The following is an 18225-nucleotide window of genomic DNA, read 5'->3' as shown; positions in this document are numbered from 1 at the left end:
CCTCCGACACCGGCCGCCGAAGGAAGCAGGCACCCATGACCACCAGCCAGAGCACCGAGGTCCCCGCCAAGGCGGCGATCCCGCCCGTGACCTCCGCCGCCGTACGCGTCCAGAACGCCGTCATCAAGTACGGATTCATCTTCGTCACGGTCGCGCTCTTCCTCTACTTCGCGCTGAGCGAGGGCTCCTTCCGCGAGTCGGCCACCCTCCTCGACACCCTGCGCTATGTCTCCGTGGCCGCCATCCTCGGCCTCGGCGTCACCCTCACCATGGCCGTCGGCGGAATGGACATGTCGGTCGGCGCGGTCGCGGGCCTCGGTGTCTCGGTCGCCGCCCAGACGATGGTCGTGCACAACCAGATCGGCACGGTCGCGATCGTCGCGGTCCTCGTCGCGGGCGCCCTCGCGGGCCTGCTCAACGCGCTGCTCATCGTCGTACTGAAGATCCCCGACATGCTGGCCACCCTGGGCACCATGTTCGTCATCCAGGGCAGCAAGCTCATCCTGGTCGACGGGCAGTCCATCACCCCCGGCATGACGATGTCCGACGGGCGGACGGCCCCCGGCACGTTCACCGCCGGCTTCCTGAAGATCGACCGCGGCACGGTCCTCGGCATCCCCGTCTCCGTCCTGATCTTCGGCGGACTCACGGTCGCCGCCTGGGTCTTCCTCGCCCGCACCCGCTGGGGCCGCGTCCTGTACGCCATCGGCGCCAACCCCGAGGCCTCCCGCCTGGCCGGCATCCGCGTCGGCGCGTACCGGGCCCTCGCCTACGTCATCTCCGGCGTCCTCGCCTCGATCGGCGGCCTGATCCTGGCGTCCCGCATCGGCCAGGGCGATGTCTCGGCCGGCACCTCCCAGCTCCTGGAGGCGGTCGCGGTCGCCCTCGTCGGCACGTCGGTCCTCGGCCGGGGCCGCCCCAACGTCTGGGGCACCGCCCTGGGCGCCGTCCTGATCGGCATCATCACCACCGGCCTGACCATCAAGGGCCTGCCGTACTACACCCAGGACGTCGTCGAGGGCGCGGTGCTCATCCTCGCCCTCGTCTTCAGCTTCACGTTGTCCAAGCGCCGCACCGCATAAGGAAGTTCGAGGAGTTCACCCGATGGGCTACCGCATCCTGGAGACCGACGACATCCCGGCCTACCTGCGCGAGCGCGGCCACTGGGACGATGTGAGCGACATCCACGTCCGCGAGGTGTCGGACGGCAACGTCAACCGTGTCTTCCTCGCCTCGAACGCCGCCGGCACCCGCAGCCTCGCCCTCAAGCAGGCGCTGCCCTGGGTCCGGGTCGCCGGCCCCTCCTGGCCGCTGAGCCCCGACCGCGCCGACGCCGAGGCCCGCGCCTACGAACAACTCGCCAAGGTCGCCCCCGACGAGATCCCGGCGATCCACGGCTACGACCGTGAGAACCACGCCCTCGTCATGGAGGACCTCTCCGACCTGGAGGTCCTGCGCACCCTCCTCAACGAGGGCGCCTCCTACGGCCCCCACACCTCCCCGCAGATCGGCCGCCTGGTCGCCCGACTCTCCTTCTCCACCAGCGACTTCGGCCTCGCGTCCGCCGAACGCAAGGCGCTGATCGCCACCTCGGTCAACCCCGAACTCTGCAAGATCACCGAGGACGTGGTCCTCTCCGAGCCGTACATCGAGCACGAACACAACCACTGGCACGAGGGCCTGGACGACCTGGCGGCGGAGTTCCGCGCCGACAGCCGGCTCCGCACCGAGGTGGCGGACCTCCGCCATGCCTTCATGACCGGCGCCCAGGCCCTCCTCCACGGCGACCTGCACTCCGGCAGCGTCATGGTCGGCACCCGCGAAGGCGCCCCCGTGGTCCGTGTCTTCGACCCCGAGTTCTCCTTCGTCGGCCCGATCGGCTTCGACCTCGGCCTCTACTGGGCCAACGCACTGGTGTCGGAGGAACGGGCGCGGGCACTGGGCACGTTGACCGACCACGGCGACCAACTCCGCCTCTCCTGGGAGGCGTTCGAGACGGAGTTCCGCCGGCTGTGGCCGACCCGCGTCGACACCTTCTTCGACGACGCCTACCTGGACCGCTTCCTGCGCCGGGTCTGGACGGATTCCCTGGGCTTCGCGGGCACGGAGATCATCCGCAGAATCATCGGCTTCGCCCATCTGACCGACCTCACGACGCTGCCCGATCCGGTACCCGCATCCCGTCGGGCCCTGCTGCTGGGGCGCGAACTGATCCTGCGGCGCGAGGAGTTGGCGGACGTGGACGCCGTACGCGCGGTCGTGGCCGCACTGGGCTGACCCGACGTCGCACCACCGAATGCGAAAGGGGCGGCTCCGTCTGCACGGAGCCGCCCCTTTCATGGGGGTCCCGGCCCCTGGGGGAGAGGGGCCGTTCCTCGGCGCGGTCGGCCCTGGTCGGGGAAGGGGCCGGTGCGCGGTCTACTTCTTGTCGAGCAGGTCCTGCACCCCGGCCCGGACCTCGTCCGTCGCCAGACCCCGGATCGTCAGCGTCGTACGGCGGCGCAGCACGTCGTCCGGCGTCTCGGCCCACTCGTGGTCCCGGGCGTAGACGACCTGCGCCCAGATCTCCGGGGCGTCCGGGTGGACGCGCTCGCCCAGCTCGGGGTTCTCGTTCGCCAGGCGGGCGATGTCGAAGGCCAGCGAGCCGTAGTGCGTGGCGAGGTGCTTCGCCGTGTCGGCGGCCATCCGCGGCCCCGGCGCCGGGTTGTCCACGAGCAGCCGGTGCGCGACCGCGCGCGGGTTCGCGACACCGGGCAGCGGCAGCTTCTTCGGCAGCGAGGAGATCGGCTCGAAGTCCTCGCCCAGGGGGTGCCCCGGCAGGGCCTCCAGCTTCTGCATCACCGTACGGCCGATGTGCCGGAAGGTCGTCCACTTGCCGCCCGCGACGGACAGCATCCCGCCACGGCCCTCCGTGACCACGGTCTCGCGCTTGGCCTTCGCCGTGTCGCCCGGCCCGCCCGGCAGCACCCGCAGACCCGCGAAGGAGTAGGTGATCAGGTCACGGCTCAGCTGCTGGTCGCGGACCGAGAAGGCGGCCTCGTCCAGGATCTGGGCTATGTCCTTCTCGGTGACCGCGACATCCGCCGGGTCGCCCTCGAACTCCTCGTCGGTGGTGCCGAGAAGGAGCATGTCCTCCCAGGGCAGGGCGAAGGTGATGCGGTACTTGTCGATCGGGGTGGCCAGCGCGGCCTTCCACGGGGAGGTGCGCTTGAGCACCAGGTGCGCGCCCTTGGACAGACGGATGGACGGCGCCGCGTTCGGGTCCTCCATCCTGCGCAGGTGGTCGACCCAGGGGCCGGTCGCGTTCAGGACCAGGCGGGCGTTGACGCCGAACTCGTCACCGCTCGTACGGTCCTTGAGGTCCGCGCCCGTCACCCGGCCCTTGGTGAACCGCAGCCCGGTCACCTCGGCGTGGTTCAGGACCACCGCACCCGCCTCGACGGCCGCGCGGACCGTCATCAGCGCCATCCGGGCGTCGTTCATCTGGTCGTCGCCGTACACGGCGACGGCCCTGAGGTTGTCGGTGCGCAGCTCGGGCACGTCCTGCGCCGCCTTCGCGGGGGACAGGAGGTGGCCGACGCCGTCACCGAACGCGGAGAGCGCGGAGTAGGCGAACACGCCCGCCCCGAGCTTCGCCGCGCCGTGCGGCCCGCCCTTGTACACGGGGAGGTAGAACGTGAGCGGGTTCGCCAGGTGGGGAGCCACCTGACGGGAGACCGCACGGCGCTCGAAGTGGTTCTCCGCCACCAGCTTCACCGCGCCGGTCTGCAGATAGCGCAGACCGCCGTGGAGCAGCTTGGAGGAGGCGGAAGAGGTGGCGCCGGCGAAGTCACCGGCGTCGACCAGAGCCACCCTGAGGCCGGACTGCGCGGCGTGCCAGGCGGTGGAGATGCCCAGGATGCCGCCGCCGATCACGAGAAGGTCGTACGACGCCTTGGAGAGCTGCTCCCGGGTCTCGGCCCGGCTCGGGTGGGAGCCGGAGGCCGGGTGCGTACCCAGGGCAGGCACGGACTGCAGGGTGGTCTGACTGGTCATTTCGGGTTCTTACTCCTCATCAGAGCTCTGTCGGAGCTCGCTCAGAGCCTGCCGAGCTCGGCGAGGGCCCGGTGAAGCCCTCGCCCGGCCCTCGTCAGCTCTCTTCGTCCTCGAGCCAGCCCATCGTCCGCTCGACGGCCTTGAGCCAGCTCTTGTACTCACGGTCGCGCTTCTCTGCGGCCATGTTGGGGGTCCACTCGGCGGCCCGGCGCCAGTTGGCGCGCAGGTCGTCGGTGCTGGTCCAGAAACCGACGGCGAGACCGGCGGCGTAGGCGGCGCCGAGGCAGGTCGTCTCGGCGACCATCGGGCGGACCACGGGGGCGTCCACGAAGTCGGCGAGGGTCTGCATCAGCAGGTTGTTGGAGGTCATACCGCCGTCGACCTTGACGGCCGCGAGCTCGACACCGGAGTCCTTCGTCATGGCGTCGGTGATCTCACGGGTCTGCCAGGCCGTCGCCTCCAGGACGGCGCGCGCGAGGTGCGCCTTGGTGACGTACCGGGTCAGGCCGGCGATCACACCGCGGGCGTCGGAGCGCCAGTACGGGGCGAACAGACCGGAGAAGGCCGGCACGAAGTAGGCGCCGCCGTTGTCCTCGACCGAGAGCGCGAGCGTCTCGATCTCGGCGGCGGTGGAGATCAGGCCCATCTGGTCGCGCATCCACTGCACCAGCGAACCGGTGACGGCGATCGAGCCCTCGAGGGCGTAGACCGCCTTCTGGTCGCCGATCCGGTAGCCGACGGTGGTGAGCAGGCCGTTGTACGAGTTGACCGGCTTCTCGCCGGTGTTCATCAGCAGGAAGGTGCCGGTGCCGTACGTCGACTTGGCCTCGCCCTCGGAGAAACAGGTCTGGCCGAACAGGGCCGCCTGCTGGTCGCCGAGCGCCGAGGCGACCGGGATGCCGCCGAGCAGGTCGCCCAGCTTGCCGCCGGTGACCTCGCCGTAGACCTCGGCGGAGGAGCGGATCTCCGGGAGGATGGCCAGCGGGACGCCGATGGACTCGGCGATCTTCTCGTCCCACTCCAGCGTGTGGAGGTTCATCAGCATGGTGCGGGAGGCGTTGGTGACGTCGGTGTAGTGCTTGCCGCCGTCGACACCACCGGTCAGGTTCCAGATGACCCAGGTGTCCATGGTGCCGAAGAGGATGTCGCCCGCCTCGGCGCGCTCACGCAGACCCTCGACGTTGTCGAGCAGCCAGCGGGCCTTGGGGCCGGCGAAGTAGGAGGCGAGGGGGAGACCCGTCTCGCGGCGGAAGCGGTCCTGGCCGACGTTGCGGCCGAGCTCCTTGCACAGGGCGTCGGTGCGGGTGTCCTGCCAGACGATGGCGTTGTGGACGGGCTCACCGGTGTTCTTGTCCCACAGCAGCGTGGTCTCACGCTGGTTGGTGATACCGATGGCCTTGATGTCGTCGCGGGTGATGCCGGCCTTCTGGATGGCTCCGGCGACGACTTCCTGGACGTTGGTCCAGATCTCGTTGGCGTTGTGCTCGACCCAGCCCGGCTTGGGGAAGATCTGCTCGTGCTCCTTCTGGTCGACGGAGACGATACGGCCGTCCCGGTCGAAGACGATGCAGCGGCTGGAGGTGGTGCCCTGGTCGATGGCGGCGATGAAGGGGCCGGCGGTGTGCGCGTCGGTCACTGTGTGCTCCTGGGGTTCCGTAAGTGAAGGGGACTGGTCTACCGGTGCTTCAGGCGAAAGCGACGTTGTAGATGCCCGCGGCGATGGCGCCGCCGATCAGCGGACCGACCACCGGGACCCAGGCGTAGCTCCAGTCGGAGCCGCCCTTGTTGGGCAGGGGCAGGAGGGCGTGCACGATACGCGGACCGAGGTCACGGGCCGGGTTGATCGCGTAACCGGTCGGGCCACCGAGGGACAGACCGATGGAGACGACGACCAGCGAGGTGATCAGGGCGCCCAGGACGCCGAGGCCGTTGCCGTTGTCGTTCAGGCCCTGGGTGAGGACCGCGAGCACCAGCACGATGGTGCCGATGACCTCCGTGGCGACGTTCTGCCAGGCGACGCGGACCTCGGGGCCGGTGGAGAAGATGCCCAGGACCGGGCCCGCGCCCTTCTCCTGCGCCTCGACGGCCTTGGCCGTGGTGGCCTGCGCACCCGGACCGCCGACGATCTCCTTGTCGGTGAGGTGGGCGTGGAACTGGCCGTAGTAGGCGACCCAGACCAGTGCCGCACCGATCATGGCGCCGAGCAGCTGCCCGCCCCAGTAGACCGGGACGTCGCTCCAGGAGATGCCGTTCTTCTTGAGCGCGAGCGCCAGCGTCACGGCGGGGTTGAGGTGGGCGCCCGAGAGGGGCGCCGAGGTGTAGACCGCCGTCAGCACGGCGAAGCCCCACCCGAAGGTGATGGCGAGCCAGCCCGCGTTACGAGCCTTGGAGGCCTTCAGCGTCACGGCGGCGCAGACGCCGCCGCCGAGCAGGATGAGTATGGCGGTACCGATGGTCTCGCCGATGAAGATGTCGGAGCTGGACACCCGCGACTCCTTTGTCCTTCGTCCAGGGGACCGAACCCCGGGTCCCTCCGGTGGTTCGAGCTGCCCTCGGGGGTGAGAGCGATGCCGGCCCTTGGCGTTGTCACACTCTAACGCGTATTGCCGGTAGGTGTTCGACAATGCCGACCGATGGACGGGAGTCTTGCCGGGGCGTTACACGCGCGTCAAGAGTTCTGTTGTCGAAAACACGATCGTTATTGATGGCTGTGAGCTGTCGATCTTGCTGGTCAGACGCGTACTGCCGGGTAACAAGCGCGTTCCGTACCGGCCGGATGGTTCGCCCGTTATGTCAGGGTACGGAGAAGGCCGGGACGCGCCACCGCGCCCCGGCCCTTCACGTCTGTTTCTCGGACTCCGACCCCGCTGCGACACGTCCGCCGCGATACGGCCCTCAGAACCGCCCCGCGCCCAGGTCCCGTGACACCGCGCGGGCGCAGTCCCGCACCGCCGCGATCAGCTCCGGGCGCAGCGCGTCCCTCTCGTCGGGCCGGCACAGCCGCTCCACCGCGCCCGTGATGCCCACCGCGCCCACCGGCATCCGCCGCCGGTCGTGGATGGGCGCGGCCACCGAGGCGACGCCCTCCCAGGTCTCCTCGACGTCGGCCGCGTACCCGCGAGCCCGGGTGATGTCGAGGATGTGCTCGACACCCTCCAGCTCGCACGTGGTGCGTTCGGTGAAGGGCTTGCGGTCGGCCTCGATCACCTCGCTGTGGGCGACCGGGTCGTAGGCCGACAGGACCTTGCCCAGGGCCGTGGAGTGCAGCGGCTGCATGGCCCCTATCTCCAGCACCTGCCGGCTGTCGTCGGGCCTGAAGACGTGATGCACGATCAGTACGCCCTGCTGGTGCAGGACGCCGAGATAGACGCTCTCGCCGCTGGAGCGGGCCAGGTCGTCCGTCCACACCAGGGCACGCGCGCGCAGTTCGTGGACGTCCAGATAGGTGGTGCCCAGGCGGAGCAGTTCGGCACCCAGCTGGTAGCGCCCGGAGGCGTCGTCCTGCTCGACGAAGCCCTCCTGCTGGAGCGTGCGCAGTATGCCGTGGGCGGTGCCCTTGGCGAGGCCCAGCGACGAGGCGATGTCCGAGAGGCCGAGCCGCCGCTCGCCGCCCGCCAGCAGCCGCAGCATCGCGGCCGCCCGTTCGAGCGACTGGATGTTCCGTGCCATCGCCGTACTGCCTCCGTCCCCTTTGATCCGCCGACGGGACTTCGTCATGCTGACGACACCGTCGTTCGGCAATGTCGAACACTACCGGTCCATGCCGACCCACCGCTAATACTCGTACGGCATCTGTTGTGTCACGTGTCTCCCGCCGGGTGTCCGTACGCCATCCAGGTCCGTCTCGTGGACGGCCCGACCGCCGGGTGGCGGACCCGGTTACCCTGGCCAGGTGCGCCCACCGCGGAGAGTTCCACGGGCCGCGCAAAGCCGACAGCCGTCGCACCATAAGGGAGCCCCTTTCATGGCCTCGTCGCCACTGACCCCTTCCGCCGACAGCCGGACCCGTGCGTCCGCGCTCCGGGACGCGCTCGCCACCCGAGTGGTGGTCGCCGACGGAGCGATGGGCACGATGCTCCAGGCCCAGGAGCCGACCCTGGAGGACTTCCAGCAGCTGGAGGGCTGCAACGAGGTCCTCAACATCACCCGTCCGGACATCGTCCGTTCCGTGCACTCCGCCTACTTCGACGCGGGCGTCGACTGCGTCGAGACCAACACGTTCGGCGCCAACCTCACCGCTCTGGGCGAGTACGACATCCCCGAGCGCGTCCACGAACTCTCCGAGGCCGGCGCCCGCATCGCCCGCGAGACAGCCGACGAGTACGCCGCCCGGGACGGCCGGCAGCGCTGGGTGCTGGGCTCCATCGGCCCCGGCACCAAGCTCCCCACCCTCGGCCACACCACGTTCACCGCGATCCGCGACGCCTACCAGCAGAACGCGGAGGGCCTCCTGGCCGGCGGCGCCGACGCGCTGCTCGTGGAGACCACCCAGGACCTCCTGCAGACCAAGGCCTCGGTCATCGCCGCCCGCCGGGCGATGCGGACCGCGGGCTACGAGGTCCCCCTGATCGTCTCGGTGACGGTGGAGACCACCGGCACCATGCTGCTGGGCTCCGAGATCGGCGCCGCGCTCACCGCGCTGGAGCCGCTCGGCATCGACATGATCGGCCTCAACTGCGCGACCGGCCCCGCCGAGATGAGCGAGCACCTGCGCCACCTCGCCCGCCAGTCCCGCGTCCGGCTGTCCTGCATGCCGAACGCGGGCCTGCCGGTCCTCGGCAAGGACGGCGCCCACTACCCGCTGACCGCGCCCGAACTCGCCGACGCCCAGGAGACCTTCGTACGCGAGTACGGACTCTCCCTGGTCGGCGGCTGCTGCGGCACCACCCCGGAGCATCTGCGCCAGGTCGTCGAGCGCGTCCGCGAACTCGCCCCGACCGAGCGCCACCCGCAGCCCGAGCCGGGCGCCGCCTCCCTCTACCAGACCGTCCCGTTCCGCCAGGACACCTCGTACCTGGCCATCGGCGAGCGCACCAACGCCAACGGCTCGAAGAAGTTCCGCGAGGCCATGCTTCAGGCCCGCTGGGACGACTGTGTGGAGATGGCCCGCGAGCAGATCCGCGAGGGCGCCCACATGCTGGACCTCTGCGTGGACTACGTCGGCCGTGACGGCGTCGCCGACATGGAGCAGCTGGCCGGCCGCTTCGCCACCGCCTCCACCCTGCCGATCGTCCTCGACTCCACCGAAGTCGACGTCCTCCGGGCCGGGTTGGAGAAGCTCGGCGGCCGCGCCGTCATCAACTCCGTCAACTACGAGGACGGCGACGGCCCGGAGTCCCGCTTCGCGAAGGTCACCCAGCTCGCCCAGGAGCACGGCGCCGCACTGATCGCGCTGACCATCGACGAGGAGGGCCAGGCCCGCACCCCCGAGAAGAAGGTCGAGATCGCCGAGCGGCTCATCGACGACCTCACCGGCAACTGGGGCATCCACGAGTCGGACATCCTCATCGACACCCTGACCTTCACCATCTGTACCGGTCAGGAGGAGTCCCGCAAGGACGGCATCGCCACCATCGAGGCGATCCGCGAACTCAAGCGCCGCCACCCGGACGTACAGACCACCCTGGGCCTGTCCAACATCTCCTTCGGCCTCAACCCGGCCGCCCGCATCCTCCTGAACTCCGTCTTCCTCGACGAGTGCGTGAAGGCCGGCCTGGACTCGGCGATCGTGCACGCGTCGAAGATCCTGCCGATCGCCCGCTTCAGCGAGGAGGAGGTGCAGACCGCCCTCGACCTGATCCACGACCGCCGCGCCGAGGGCTACGACCCCCTCCAGAAGCTGATGGCCCTGTTCGAGGGCGCGACGGCCAAGTCCCTCAAGGCCGGCAAGGCCGAGGAACTGGCCGCCCTGCCCCTGGAGGAGCGCCTCAAGCGCCGCATCATCGACGGCGAGCGCAACGGACTGGAGGCCGACCTCGACGAGGCCCTCCAGGACCGCCCCGCGCTCGACATCGTCAACGAGACCCTCCTCGACGGCATGAAGGTCGTCGGCGAACTCTTCGGCTCCGGCCAGATGCAGCTGCCGTTCGTCCTCCAGTCCGCCGAGGTCATGAAGACCGCCGTCGCCCACCTCGAACCGCACATGGAGAAGGTCGAGGGCGACGAGGCCGGCAAGGGCACCATCGTGCTCGCGACCGTCCGCGGCGACGTCCACGACATCGGCAAGAACCTCGTCGACATCATCCTGTCCAACAACGGCTACAACGTCGTCAACCTCGGCATCAAGCAGCCGGTCTCCGCGATCCTCGACGCCGCAGCCGAGCACAGGGCCGACGTCATCGGTATGTCCGGGCTCCTGGTCAAGTCCACGGTGATCATGAAGGAGAACCTGGAGGAGCTCAACCAGCGCGGCCTCGCGGCCGACTACCCGGTCATCCTCGGCGGCGCGGCCCTCACCCGCGCCTACGTCGAGCAGGACCTGCACGAGATCTACGAGGGCGAAGTCCGTTACGCCCGCGACGCGTTCGAGGGCCTGCGCCTGATGGACGCCCTGATCGGCGTCAAGCGGGGCGTGCCCGGGGCGACGCTGCCCGAGCTCAAGCAGCGCCGGGTGCGCGCCGCTGCCGCGACGGTCGAGGAGGAGCACCCCGAAGAGGGGCACGTCCGCTCCGACGTCGCCACCGACAACCCGATCCCCGCCCCGCCGTTCTGGGACACCCGCGTCATCAAGGGCATCCAGCTCAAGGAGTACGCCTCCTGGCTGGACGAGGGCGCCCTGTTCAAGGGCCAGTGGGGCCTCAGGCAGGCCCGCACCGGCGAGGGACCGTCGTACGAGGAACTCGTCGAGACCGACGGCCGCCCGCGCCTGCGCGGACTGCTGGACCGGCTGCAGACCGAGAACCTGCTCGAAGCGGCCGTGGTCTACGGCTACTTCCCGTGCGTCTCCAAGGACGACGACCTGATCATCCTGGACGAGCAGGGCAACGAGCGCACCCGCTTCACCTTCCCGCGCCAGCGCCGTGGCCGCCGGCTGTGCCTGGCGGACTTCTTCCGCCCCGAGGAGGCGGGGGAGACCGATGTCGTCGGCCTCCAGGTCGTCACCGTCGGTTCGCGCATCGGCGAGGAGACCGCCAAGCTCTTCGAGGCGAACTCCTACCGCGACTACCTCGAACTGCACGGCCTGTCCGTCCAGTTGGCCGAGGCGCTCGCCGAGTACTGGCACGCGCGGGTGCGTGCGGAACTGGGCTTCGCGGGGGAGGACCCCGGCGCCATGGAGGACATGTTCGCCCTGAAGTACCGTGGCGCCCGGTTCTCCCTCGGCTACGGAGCGTGCCCGAACCTGGAGGACCGCGCCAAGATCGCGGACCTGCTCCAGCCGGAGCGCATCGGCGTCCAGCTGTCCGAGGAGTTCCAGCTGCACCCGGAGCAGTCCACGGACGCCATCGTGATCCACCACCCCGAGGCGAAGTACTTCAACGCCCGCTGACCCCGGCCCCTCGGGGGCGGACAGGCACACATCGGCGCACGTCAGGGCGGCCCCCGGCGGTACACACGGTGTGCCCCGGACCGCGCCGGATAAACGAGGCGCTTCGCTCGCGGGCGACGTACACTGGTCGGTCCACTGCAGGCCGGTTCCCCAGCGGGAACCGGCCTGCTCGTCCCTCAAGGAGGTGCGTCGGATGACCAGTACGGTCCCCGCGCTCGGAACCCGTACGGCCGAAGGCTCAGCCCTGCAGGCCGTGCTCCTCGACATGGACGGAACCCTGGTGGACACCGAGGGCTTCTGGTGGGACGTCGAGGTCGAGATCTTCGCGTCCCTCGGCCACGCCCTCGACGACTCCTGGCGCCATGTCGTGGTCGGCGGTCCCATGACCCGCAGCGCGGGGTTCCTGATCGAGGCCACCGGCGCGGACGTCACCCTCGCCGAGCTCACGGTCCTGCTCAACCAGGGGTTCGAGGACCGCATCACCCGCGCCCTGCCGCTGATGCCGGGCGCCGCCCGGCTGCTCGCCGAGCTCTCCGAGTACGAGATCCCGACCGCCCTGGTCTCCGCCTCCCACCGGCGCATCATCGACCGGGTCCTCGGCTCGCTCGGCGCCCACCACTTCGCCCTGTCGGTCGCCGGCGACGAGGTGCGCCGCACCAAGCCGCACCCCGACCCCTATCTGTTCGCCGCCGCCGGACTGGGCGTGGACCCGGCCAGATGCGCGGTCGTCGAGGACACCGCGACCGGCGTCGCGGCGGCCGAGGCCGCGGGCTGCCATGTCGTCGCCGTGCCCTCGGTGGCCCCCATCGCACCGGCCGCCCGACGCACCGTGGTGACCTCCCTGGAAGAGGTCGACCTGGCTTTTCTGCGCGGATTGATCACCGTCTGATCACCGCCTGATCGGTCCGTGCACAGGGGGAATTGGCGTCCCGTCGTACGAAAGAATTCGAACCGCACAGGACGACCGAATTCCGGTGCCGATACGCGTCTTTGGGCGTGTGAGGTTCCCCACTTGCGCGAAGCTCGACAGCCCGGGGGAGGTGTGCTGCCCGCGCCCGTTTCGGGGCCCGCGGCGTGCCCTTGTGTCCCGATTGATGGAACGCTGCACTAATCCTTCCCCTGTCGGGTTTTCGGTCTGTCCACACCCGGTTTCACTGCGTGATGGCATCTCAACTCCGGTGACCTCGGGCCCCCGTGCAGGTGCGGACTAATCTCGTCGCGAGAACCACCGCCCTTACCCCCGTGTTCCGCCGCGACACCCCTGCATGCCGGATACACGGACCTGATCAGCTCTGGAGAAACACGAGCATGAACCGCAAGACTTTGGTGCTGCCGGCCGTCGTCGGCCTGCTCGCGCCCGTGCTCGCCGCCTGTGGCGGCTCCGGCAGCGGCAGCGGTGGTGGAAGTGCGATCGTCGTCGGTACGACCGACACGTTCACCGCGACCAAGGACGCCCCGGCTCCGCTCGACCCCGCCTACGCCTACGACGTCGGCACCTGGAACATCCTGCGCCAGACCGTGCAGACCCTGATGATCCAGCCCAAGGGCGAGGGCGACCCGGTGCCCGAGGCCGCCCAGAAGTGCGGCTTCACCGACAGCGGCAACGAGCGCTACGCCTGCACCCTGCGCGACGGCCTGAAGTTCTCCAACGGCGACAAGATCACCGCGGCCGATGTGAAGTACTCCATCGACCGCGCGCTCCGCATCAACGCCGAGGGCGGTCCGGTCGGCCTGCTGTCGACCATCGACACCATCGAGACCCAGGGCGACAACCAGGTCATCTTCCACCTCAAGACCGCTGACGCCACCTTCCCGTACAAGCTGTCGACGCCGGTCGCCGGCATCGTCAACCCCGACGACTACGAGAAGGACAAGCTGCGCGACGGCTTCGACGTCGACGGCTCCGGCCCCTACACGCTGTCGGCCGACGTCAAGGACGACTCGATCGTCAAGGCCACCTTCACCAAGAACCCCAACTACAAGGGGACGCTGACGGTGAACAACTCCAAGGTCGAGATGGTGTCCTACAAGGACGCCGCGGCCATGGGCGCCGCCCTGGACAAGGGTGACATCGACGTCATGACCCGCACGATGTCCCCGGAGCAGATCCAGAAGCTCTCCGAGGGCACCAACGACAGCGAGGACCTGGTCGAGATGTCCGGCCTGGAGATCCGCTACCTCGCCTTCAACACCGACGCCGCGTCGGTCAAGGACAAGGCCGTCCGCCAGGCGATCGCCCAGCTGGTCAACCGCGCCGAACTCGTCTCCAAGGTCTACGGCACCCAGGCCGAGCCGCTCTACTCCCTGGTCCCGGCGAGCATCACCGGCCACTCCAACTCGTTCTTCAACAAGTACGGCGACCCGTCCACCGCCAAGGCCAAGGCGCTGCTGACGAAGGCCAACATCACCACCCCGGTCAAGCTGACGCTGCACTACACGACCGACCACTACGGCTCCGCCACGGAGAAGGAGTTCAAGGTCCTGCAGACCCAGCTCAACAGCAGCGGGCTGTTCGACGTCAGCATCAAGGGCGACCCCTGGTCCACCTTCGTGCCGGCCGAGCGCAAGGGCCAGTACGACGTCTGGGGCATGGGCTGGTTCCCCGACTTCCCGGACGCCGACAACTACCTCGCGCCGTTCCTCGACACGGACAACTTCCTCAAGCTGCCGTACAAGAACAACAAGATCATCAACACCCTGATCCCGGAGTCCCGCCGCGAGGCCGACCGGCTCGCCGCCTCCTCCAGCCTCACCACGATCCAGGACCTCGTCGCCGACGACGTCCCGATCCTTCCGCTGTGGCAGGGCAAGCAGTACGTGGCCGCCCGCGACGACGTCACGGGCACCGCCTACGCGCTGAACTCGTCCTCCACCCTCCAGCTGTGGGAGCTCGGCCGGGGCGCGAGCTGATCTCCCTGCCCGGGGCCCGGGACGTGGCCCCGGGATCCAGATAACCGACGACAAAGGCATATGCATGCGTTTGCGCAACCAGTGGCCAGTCCTGCCCATCGTGGCGGGGCTGGCCTCCGGCCTGTTGACCGGGTGCGGGACGAACAGTGGCGATTCCGGGGGAACCGGCTCCAAGGTGGTCATGGGGATGTCCGACGACGTCCTCGCCACCGACCCCGCCTCCGGCTACGACCCCGGCTCCTGGCTGTTGTTCAACAACGTGTTCCAGTCGCTGCTCAGCTTCCCCGACGGAGGCACCGAGCCCGAGCCGGAAGCCGCCAGGGCCTGCGCCTTCACCGATGCCTCGACCAAGGTCTACCGGTGCACGCTGAAGGACGGCCTGACGTTCAGCAACGGTGACTCGCTCACCGCGCAGGACGTCAAGTTCTCCTTCGACCGGATGCTGAAGATCAACGACGACGCCGGACCGGCGATCATGTTCCCCATGCTGGACAAGGTCGAGACCCCGGACCAGAAGACCGTCGTCTTCCGGCTGAAGGTCCCCGACGCGACCTTCCCGAGCAAGATCGCCTCCGGTGCGGGCTCCATCGTCGACCACCGCCAGTACGACGGCGGCAAGCTGCGCGAGGACGGCAAGGCGGTCGGCTCCGGACCCTACAAGCTGGACTCCTACGGCGACGACGAGGCCGTCTTCTCCGTCAACGGCACCTACAAGGGCAACGCCGAGCCGAAGAACTCCGGCGTCACCCTCAGGTTCTTCCACGGCGACCAGGCCAAGCTGAAGAAGGCCCTCCAGGACGACAAGATAGACATCGCCTACCGGGGCCTGACCGCCAAGGACGTCGCCGACATCCAGAACGCCGACAACAGCTCCGCCGTCGAGGTCGTCGAGGGCAGCAGCGCCGAGGTCCAGCACCTGGTCTTCAACATGAAGGACCCGGTCGCCGGAAAGCTCGGCGTACGCAAGGCCATCGCCTACCTGCTCGACCGCGACGCCCTCATCAAGGACGTCTACCAGGGCACCGCCACCCCGCTGTACTCGATCATCCCGGCGGGCATCGCGGGCCACAACACGGCCTTCTTCGACACCTACGGCGCCAGCCCCTCACCGGCCAAGGCCGCCGCCGCCCTGCGGAACGACGGCATCGACGGCAAGGTCAAGCTGACCCTCTGGTCCACCCCGTCCCGCTACGGCCCGGCCACCGACCAGGAGTTGAAGGCGATCGCCCAGCAGCTCAACGCCAGCGGCCTGTTCGACGCCGACGTGAAGTCGGTCGCCTTCGGCCAGTACGAGAAGGACATCGCCGCCGGCAAGTACGGCGTGTACGTGAAGGGCTGGGTGCCGGACTACCCCGACGCCGACAACTTCACGGCCCCCTTCTTCGGCAAGGGCAACGTACTGAGCAACAACTACAGCAACAGCACCATCACCAGCACCCTGATCCCGCGCACCGCCGCCGAGAGCGACCGCGCCGCGACCGACCAGGACTTCGCCCAGCTGCAGGACATCGTCGCCGACCAACTGCCCGTCCTCCCCGTCTGGCAGGCCAAGCAGTACGCGGTCACCCGAGACAACGTCTACGGCCTCGAGTACTGCCTCGACGCCTCGACGGTCTTCCGCTTCTGGGAGCTCAGCAAGGGCTGACGGACCCCACCGAACGACGCACTCCTCTACCGCGCCCTCCCTCGTACGACGACGGAGGGCGCCCCCTTGAGACAGGGGCACCCTCCGCCGTCGTGGACCCTCAGGCGCTCACTGCGCGCCGGGGCGCACCAGTCCGCTCTCATACGCGTACACCGCGGCCTGCACCCGGTCGCGCAGCCCCAGCTTCGTGAGCACATGCCCGACATGCGTCTTGACCGTGGTCTCGCTGACGAACAGATCGGCCGCGATCTCGGCGTTGGACAGCCCGCGCGCCACCAGCTTGAGCACCTCCACCTCGCGCTCGGTGAGCGTGTGCAGCGTGTCCGGCACGGGCTCGTCACCGGACGGCAGATGCGTGGCGTACTTGTCGAGGAGGCGCCGGGTGATGCTCGGCGCGAGCATGGCCTCGCCGGCCGCGACCACCCGGATCGCCTGGACCAGCTCATTGGCCGGGGCGTCCTTGAGCAGGAAGCCGCTCGCCCCCGCCCGCAGGGCCTCCACCACGTACTCGTCGAGGTCGAACGTCGTCAGCACCAGCACCTTCGCCGGGCCGTCCCGCCCCGGCCCGGTGATCTGCCGGGTCGCCTCCACGCCGTCCATCCGGGGCATCCGGATGTCCATCAGCACCACGTCGGGCTGCAGCGCCCGCACCTGGTCCAGGGCCTGGAGGCCGTCTCCGGCCTCGCCGACGACCGCGATGTCCTGCTCCGCCTCCAGAATCATCCGGAAGCCGGTGCGCAGCAGCGGCTGGTCGTCGACCAGTAGGACGCGGATGGCCACGTAATTCTCCTTCGCTAGTCCGGCCCCATTCTGCCCTGCGCGACGTCATCGGACCCGACCGCCCTCACCGTCACCGGCAGCGGATAGGGCGGGGGAGTGCCGCCGAACTCCGGGCAGTGCGCCTGGTGGTCGCACCAGCCGCACAGCTTGGTCGGGCGCGGCCGCCAGTCGCCGGACTCGGTGGCCTGCCGGATCGCCTCCCACAGCGCGAGCAGCTTGCGCTCGACGCGCTCCAGGTCGGCCAGGACGGGGTCGTAGGTCAGCACCTCCCCGCTGCCCAGATACACCAGCTGGAGCCGGCGCGGGATCACCTTCTTCAGGCGCCACACCACCAGGGCGTAGAACTTCATCTGGAACAGCGCGCCCTCGGCGTACTCCGGCCGGGGTGCCTTGCCCGTCTTGTAGTCCACGATCCGCACCTCGCCGGTGGGCGCCACGTCCACCCGGTCGATGATCCCCCGCAGCCTCAGCCCGGAGTCCAGGTCGGCCTCGACGAACAGCTCCCGCTCGGCGGGCTCCAGCCGGGTCGGATCCTCCAGCGTGAACCAGCGCTCGACGAGCCGCTCGGCCTCGCCCAGCCAGCGCGCGAGCCGCTCGCCCCCGGGATCGTCCGCGAACAGCTCCTCGACCTCCGGCCGGTTCTCCCGCAGCCGGTCCCACTGCCCCGGAATGAGCGACTTGGCTCTCGGCGCCGTCCGCTCCACGGCCGGGGCGTCGAAGAGCCGCTCCAGCACCGCGTGCACCAGGGTGCCCCGGGTCGCCGCCTCGCTCGGCTTCTCCGGCAGCCGGTCGATGACGCGGAAACGGTAGAGCAAGGGGCACTGCATGAAGTCACTGGCCCGCGAAGGAGAAAGACTCCCAGGCACCCCACCCCCACCCCGCCCCGAGCCCCGCACACCCACGCCCCCGGCTGCCGCCCCCGTCTCCGCCCCGGCCCCCGGCTCCGTCACAGCCGGCGTGAGCGGTGTCGGCCCGGCCGCCGTCTCCGCCCCGGCTGCCGCCGGCTCCGTCCGGGTTGCCGTGGCCGGTTCCGCAGCCTCTGGCTCTGCCCCGGTTGTCACCGCGGGTACTGCCCCGGCCGCTGCCGGAGCCCTCACCGCGGACGTCGTTCCCGGCTCCGGCGCGGCGGGTGTGAGCCGCGTCGGCTCGGGCGTCACTGTCGCGGCCTCCTCCGTGGCTGCCGGCAACGGCTCCGCCCCGGACGTCCCCGCCGCTGCCGTCGGCGTTGTCGTCTTCGCCGCCGGGGCGGGCACGACCGGTGGGGCCGGCTCCGTCGTACCCCCGTCGTGGGCCTCCGCCACGCCCTCCGCGCTCGTCTCCATGTCCCAGACCTTACGGCCCGCCACTGACAGTGACCCGCACTCGTGGC

The 18225-nt window shown here is 69.7% G+C and carries 12 protein-coding genes; 6 read left to right on the top strand and 6 right to left on the bottom strand.

Annotated elements, in window-relative coordinates; genetic code table 11:
* Positions 1 to 35: 35 nt before the first annotated feature.
* Both ABZT17_RS06375 and mtnK read left to right on the top strand, forming a co-directional pair.
* Positions 36 to 1082: an ABC transporter permease gene (locus ABZT17_RS06375; protein ID WP_356344389.1), complete on the top strand. Its 1047-nt coding sequence runs from the start codon at positions 36 to 38 to the stop codon at positions 1080 to 1082.
* Positions 1083 to 1104: 22 nt separating this feature from the next.
* Positions 1105 to 2277 (top strand): S-methyl-5-thioribose kinase, encoded by a 1173-nt coding sequence (gene mtnK / locus ABZT17_RS06370; protein WP_356344386.1) that lies wholly within the window; start codon positions 1105 to 1107, stop codon positions 2275 to 2277.
* Between the two features lie 141 nt (positions 2278 to 2418).
* On the opposite strand, the gene ABZT17_RS06365 is transcribed toward mtnK, so the two are convergent.
* The 4 genes from ABZT17_RS06365 to ABZT17_RS06350 form a co-directional block, all read right to left on the bottom strand.
* Positions 2419 to 4035 (bottom strand): glycerol-3-phosphate dehydrogenase/oxidase, encoded by a 1617-nt coding sequence (locus ABZT17_RS06365; RefSeq protein WP_356344384.1) that lies wholly within the window; start codon positions 4033 to 4035, stop codon positions 2419 to 2421.
* Positions 4036 to 4129: 94 nt separating this feature from the next.
* Positions 4130 to 5671 carry a glycerol kinase GlpK gene (gene glpK / locus ABZT17_RS06360; protein ID WP_356344382.1) on the bottom strand — a complete coding sequence of 514 codons (1542 nt, stop codon included), beginning with the start codon at positions 5669 to 5671 and terminating at the stop codon, positions 4130 to 4132.
* A gap of 49 nt (positions 5672 to 5720) precedes the next feature.
* A complete protein-coding gene (locus ABZT17_RS06355) occupies positions 5721 to 6521 on the bottom strand; it encodes an MIP/aquaporin family protein (protein ID WP_356344379.1) in 801 nt (266 codons plus the stop codon).
* A 409-nt stretch (positions 6522 to 6930) separates the two neighbouring features.
* Positions 6931 to 7704, bottom strand: coding sequence for an IclR family transcriptional regulator (locus tag ABZT17_RS06350; protein WP_356344377.1), 774 nt, complete (start codon positions 7702 to 7704; stop codon positions 6931 to 6933).
* Between the two features lie 295 nt (positions 7705 to 7999).
* Between ABZT17_RS06350 and metH the strand changes: the two genes are divergently transcribed.
* The 4 genes from metH (at position 8000) to ABZT17_RS06330 (ending at position 16076) form a co-directional block, all read left to right on the top strand.
* On the top strand, positions 8000 to 11521 hold the full coding sequence (gene metH / locus ABZT17_RS06345; protein WP_356344374.1) for a methionine synthase: 3522 nt from the start codon (positions 8000 to 8002) through the stop codon (positions 11519 to 11521).
* 193 nt (positions 11522 to 11714) lie between these two features.
* The gene (locus ABZT17_RS06340) at positions 11715 to 12410 is read left to right on the top strand and encodes an HAD family phosphatase (protein ID WP_356344372.1); all 696 of its coding nucleotides are present in this window, start codon (positions 11715 to 11717) and stop codon (positions 12408 to 12410) included.
* 419 nt (positions 12411 to 12829) lie between these two features.
* Positions 12830 to 14431, top strand: coding sequence for an ABC transporter substrate-binding protein (locus tag ABZT17_RS06335; RefSeq protein ID WP_356344369.1), 1602 nt, complete (start codon positions 12830 to 12832; stop codon positions 14429 to 14431).
* A gap of 64 nt (positions 14432 to 14495) precedes the next feature.
* Positions 14496 to 16076 carry an ABC transporter substrate-binding protein gene (locus ABZT17_RS06330; protein ID WP_356344367.1) on the top strand — a complete coding sequence of 527 codons (1581 nt, stop codon included), beginning with the start codon at positions 14496 to 14498 and terminating at the stop codon, positions 16074 to 16076.
* A 108-nt stretch (positions 16077 to 16184) separates the two neighbouring features.
* Here ABZT17_RS06330 and ABZT17_RS06325 read toward each other — a convergent pair whose 3' ends face one another.
* Both ABZT17_RS06325 and ABZT17_RS06320 read right to left on the bottom strand, forming a co-directional pair.
* Positions 16185 to 16856 (bottom strand): response regulator transcription factor, encoded by a 672-nt coding sequence (locus ABZT17_RS06325; protein WP_030179609.1) that lies wholly within the window; start codon positions 16854 to 16856, stop codon positions 16185 to 16187.
* A 14-nt stretch (positions 16857 to 16870) separates the two neighbouring features.
* Positions 16871 to 17758, bottom strand: coding sequence for a RecB family exonuclease (locus tag ABZT17_RS06320; protein WP_356344468.1), 888 nt, complete (start codon positions 17756 to 17758; stop codon positions 16871 to 16873).
* Positions 17759 to 18225: the final 467 nt, after the last annotated feature.

Source organism: Streptomyces sp. NPDC005648 (genome assembly GCF_040605395.1).
Taxonomy (GTDB): Bacteria; Actinomycetota; Actinomycetes; order Streptomycetales; family Streptomycetaceae; genus Streptomyces.
Note: the sequence above shows the minus strand (reverse complement) of the source record. Positions and strands in the feature narration are given on the sequence as shown.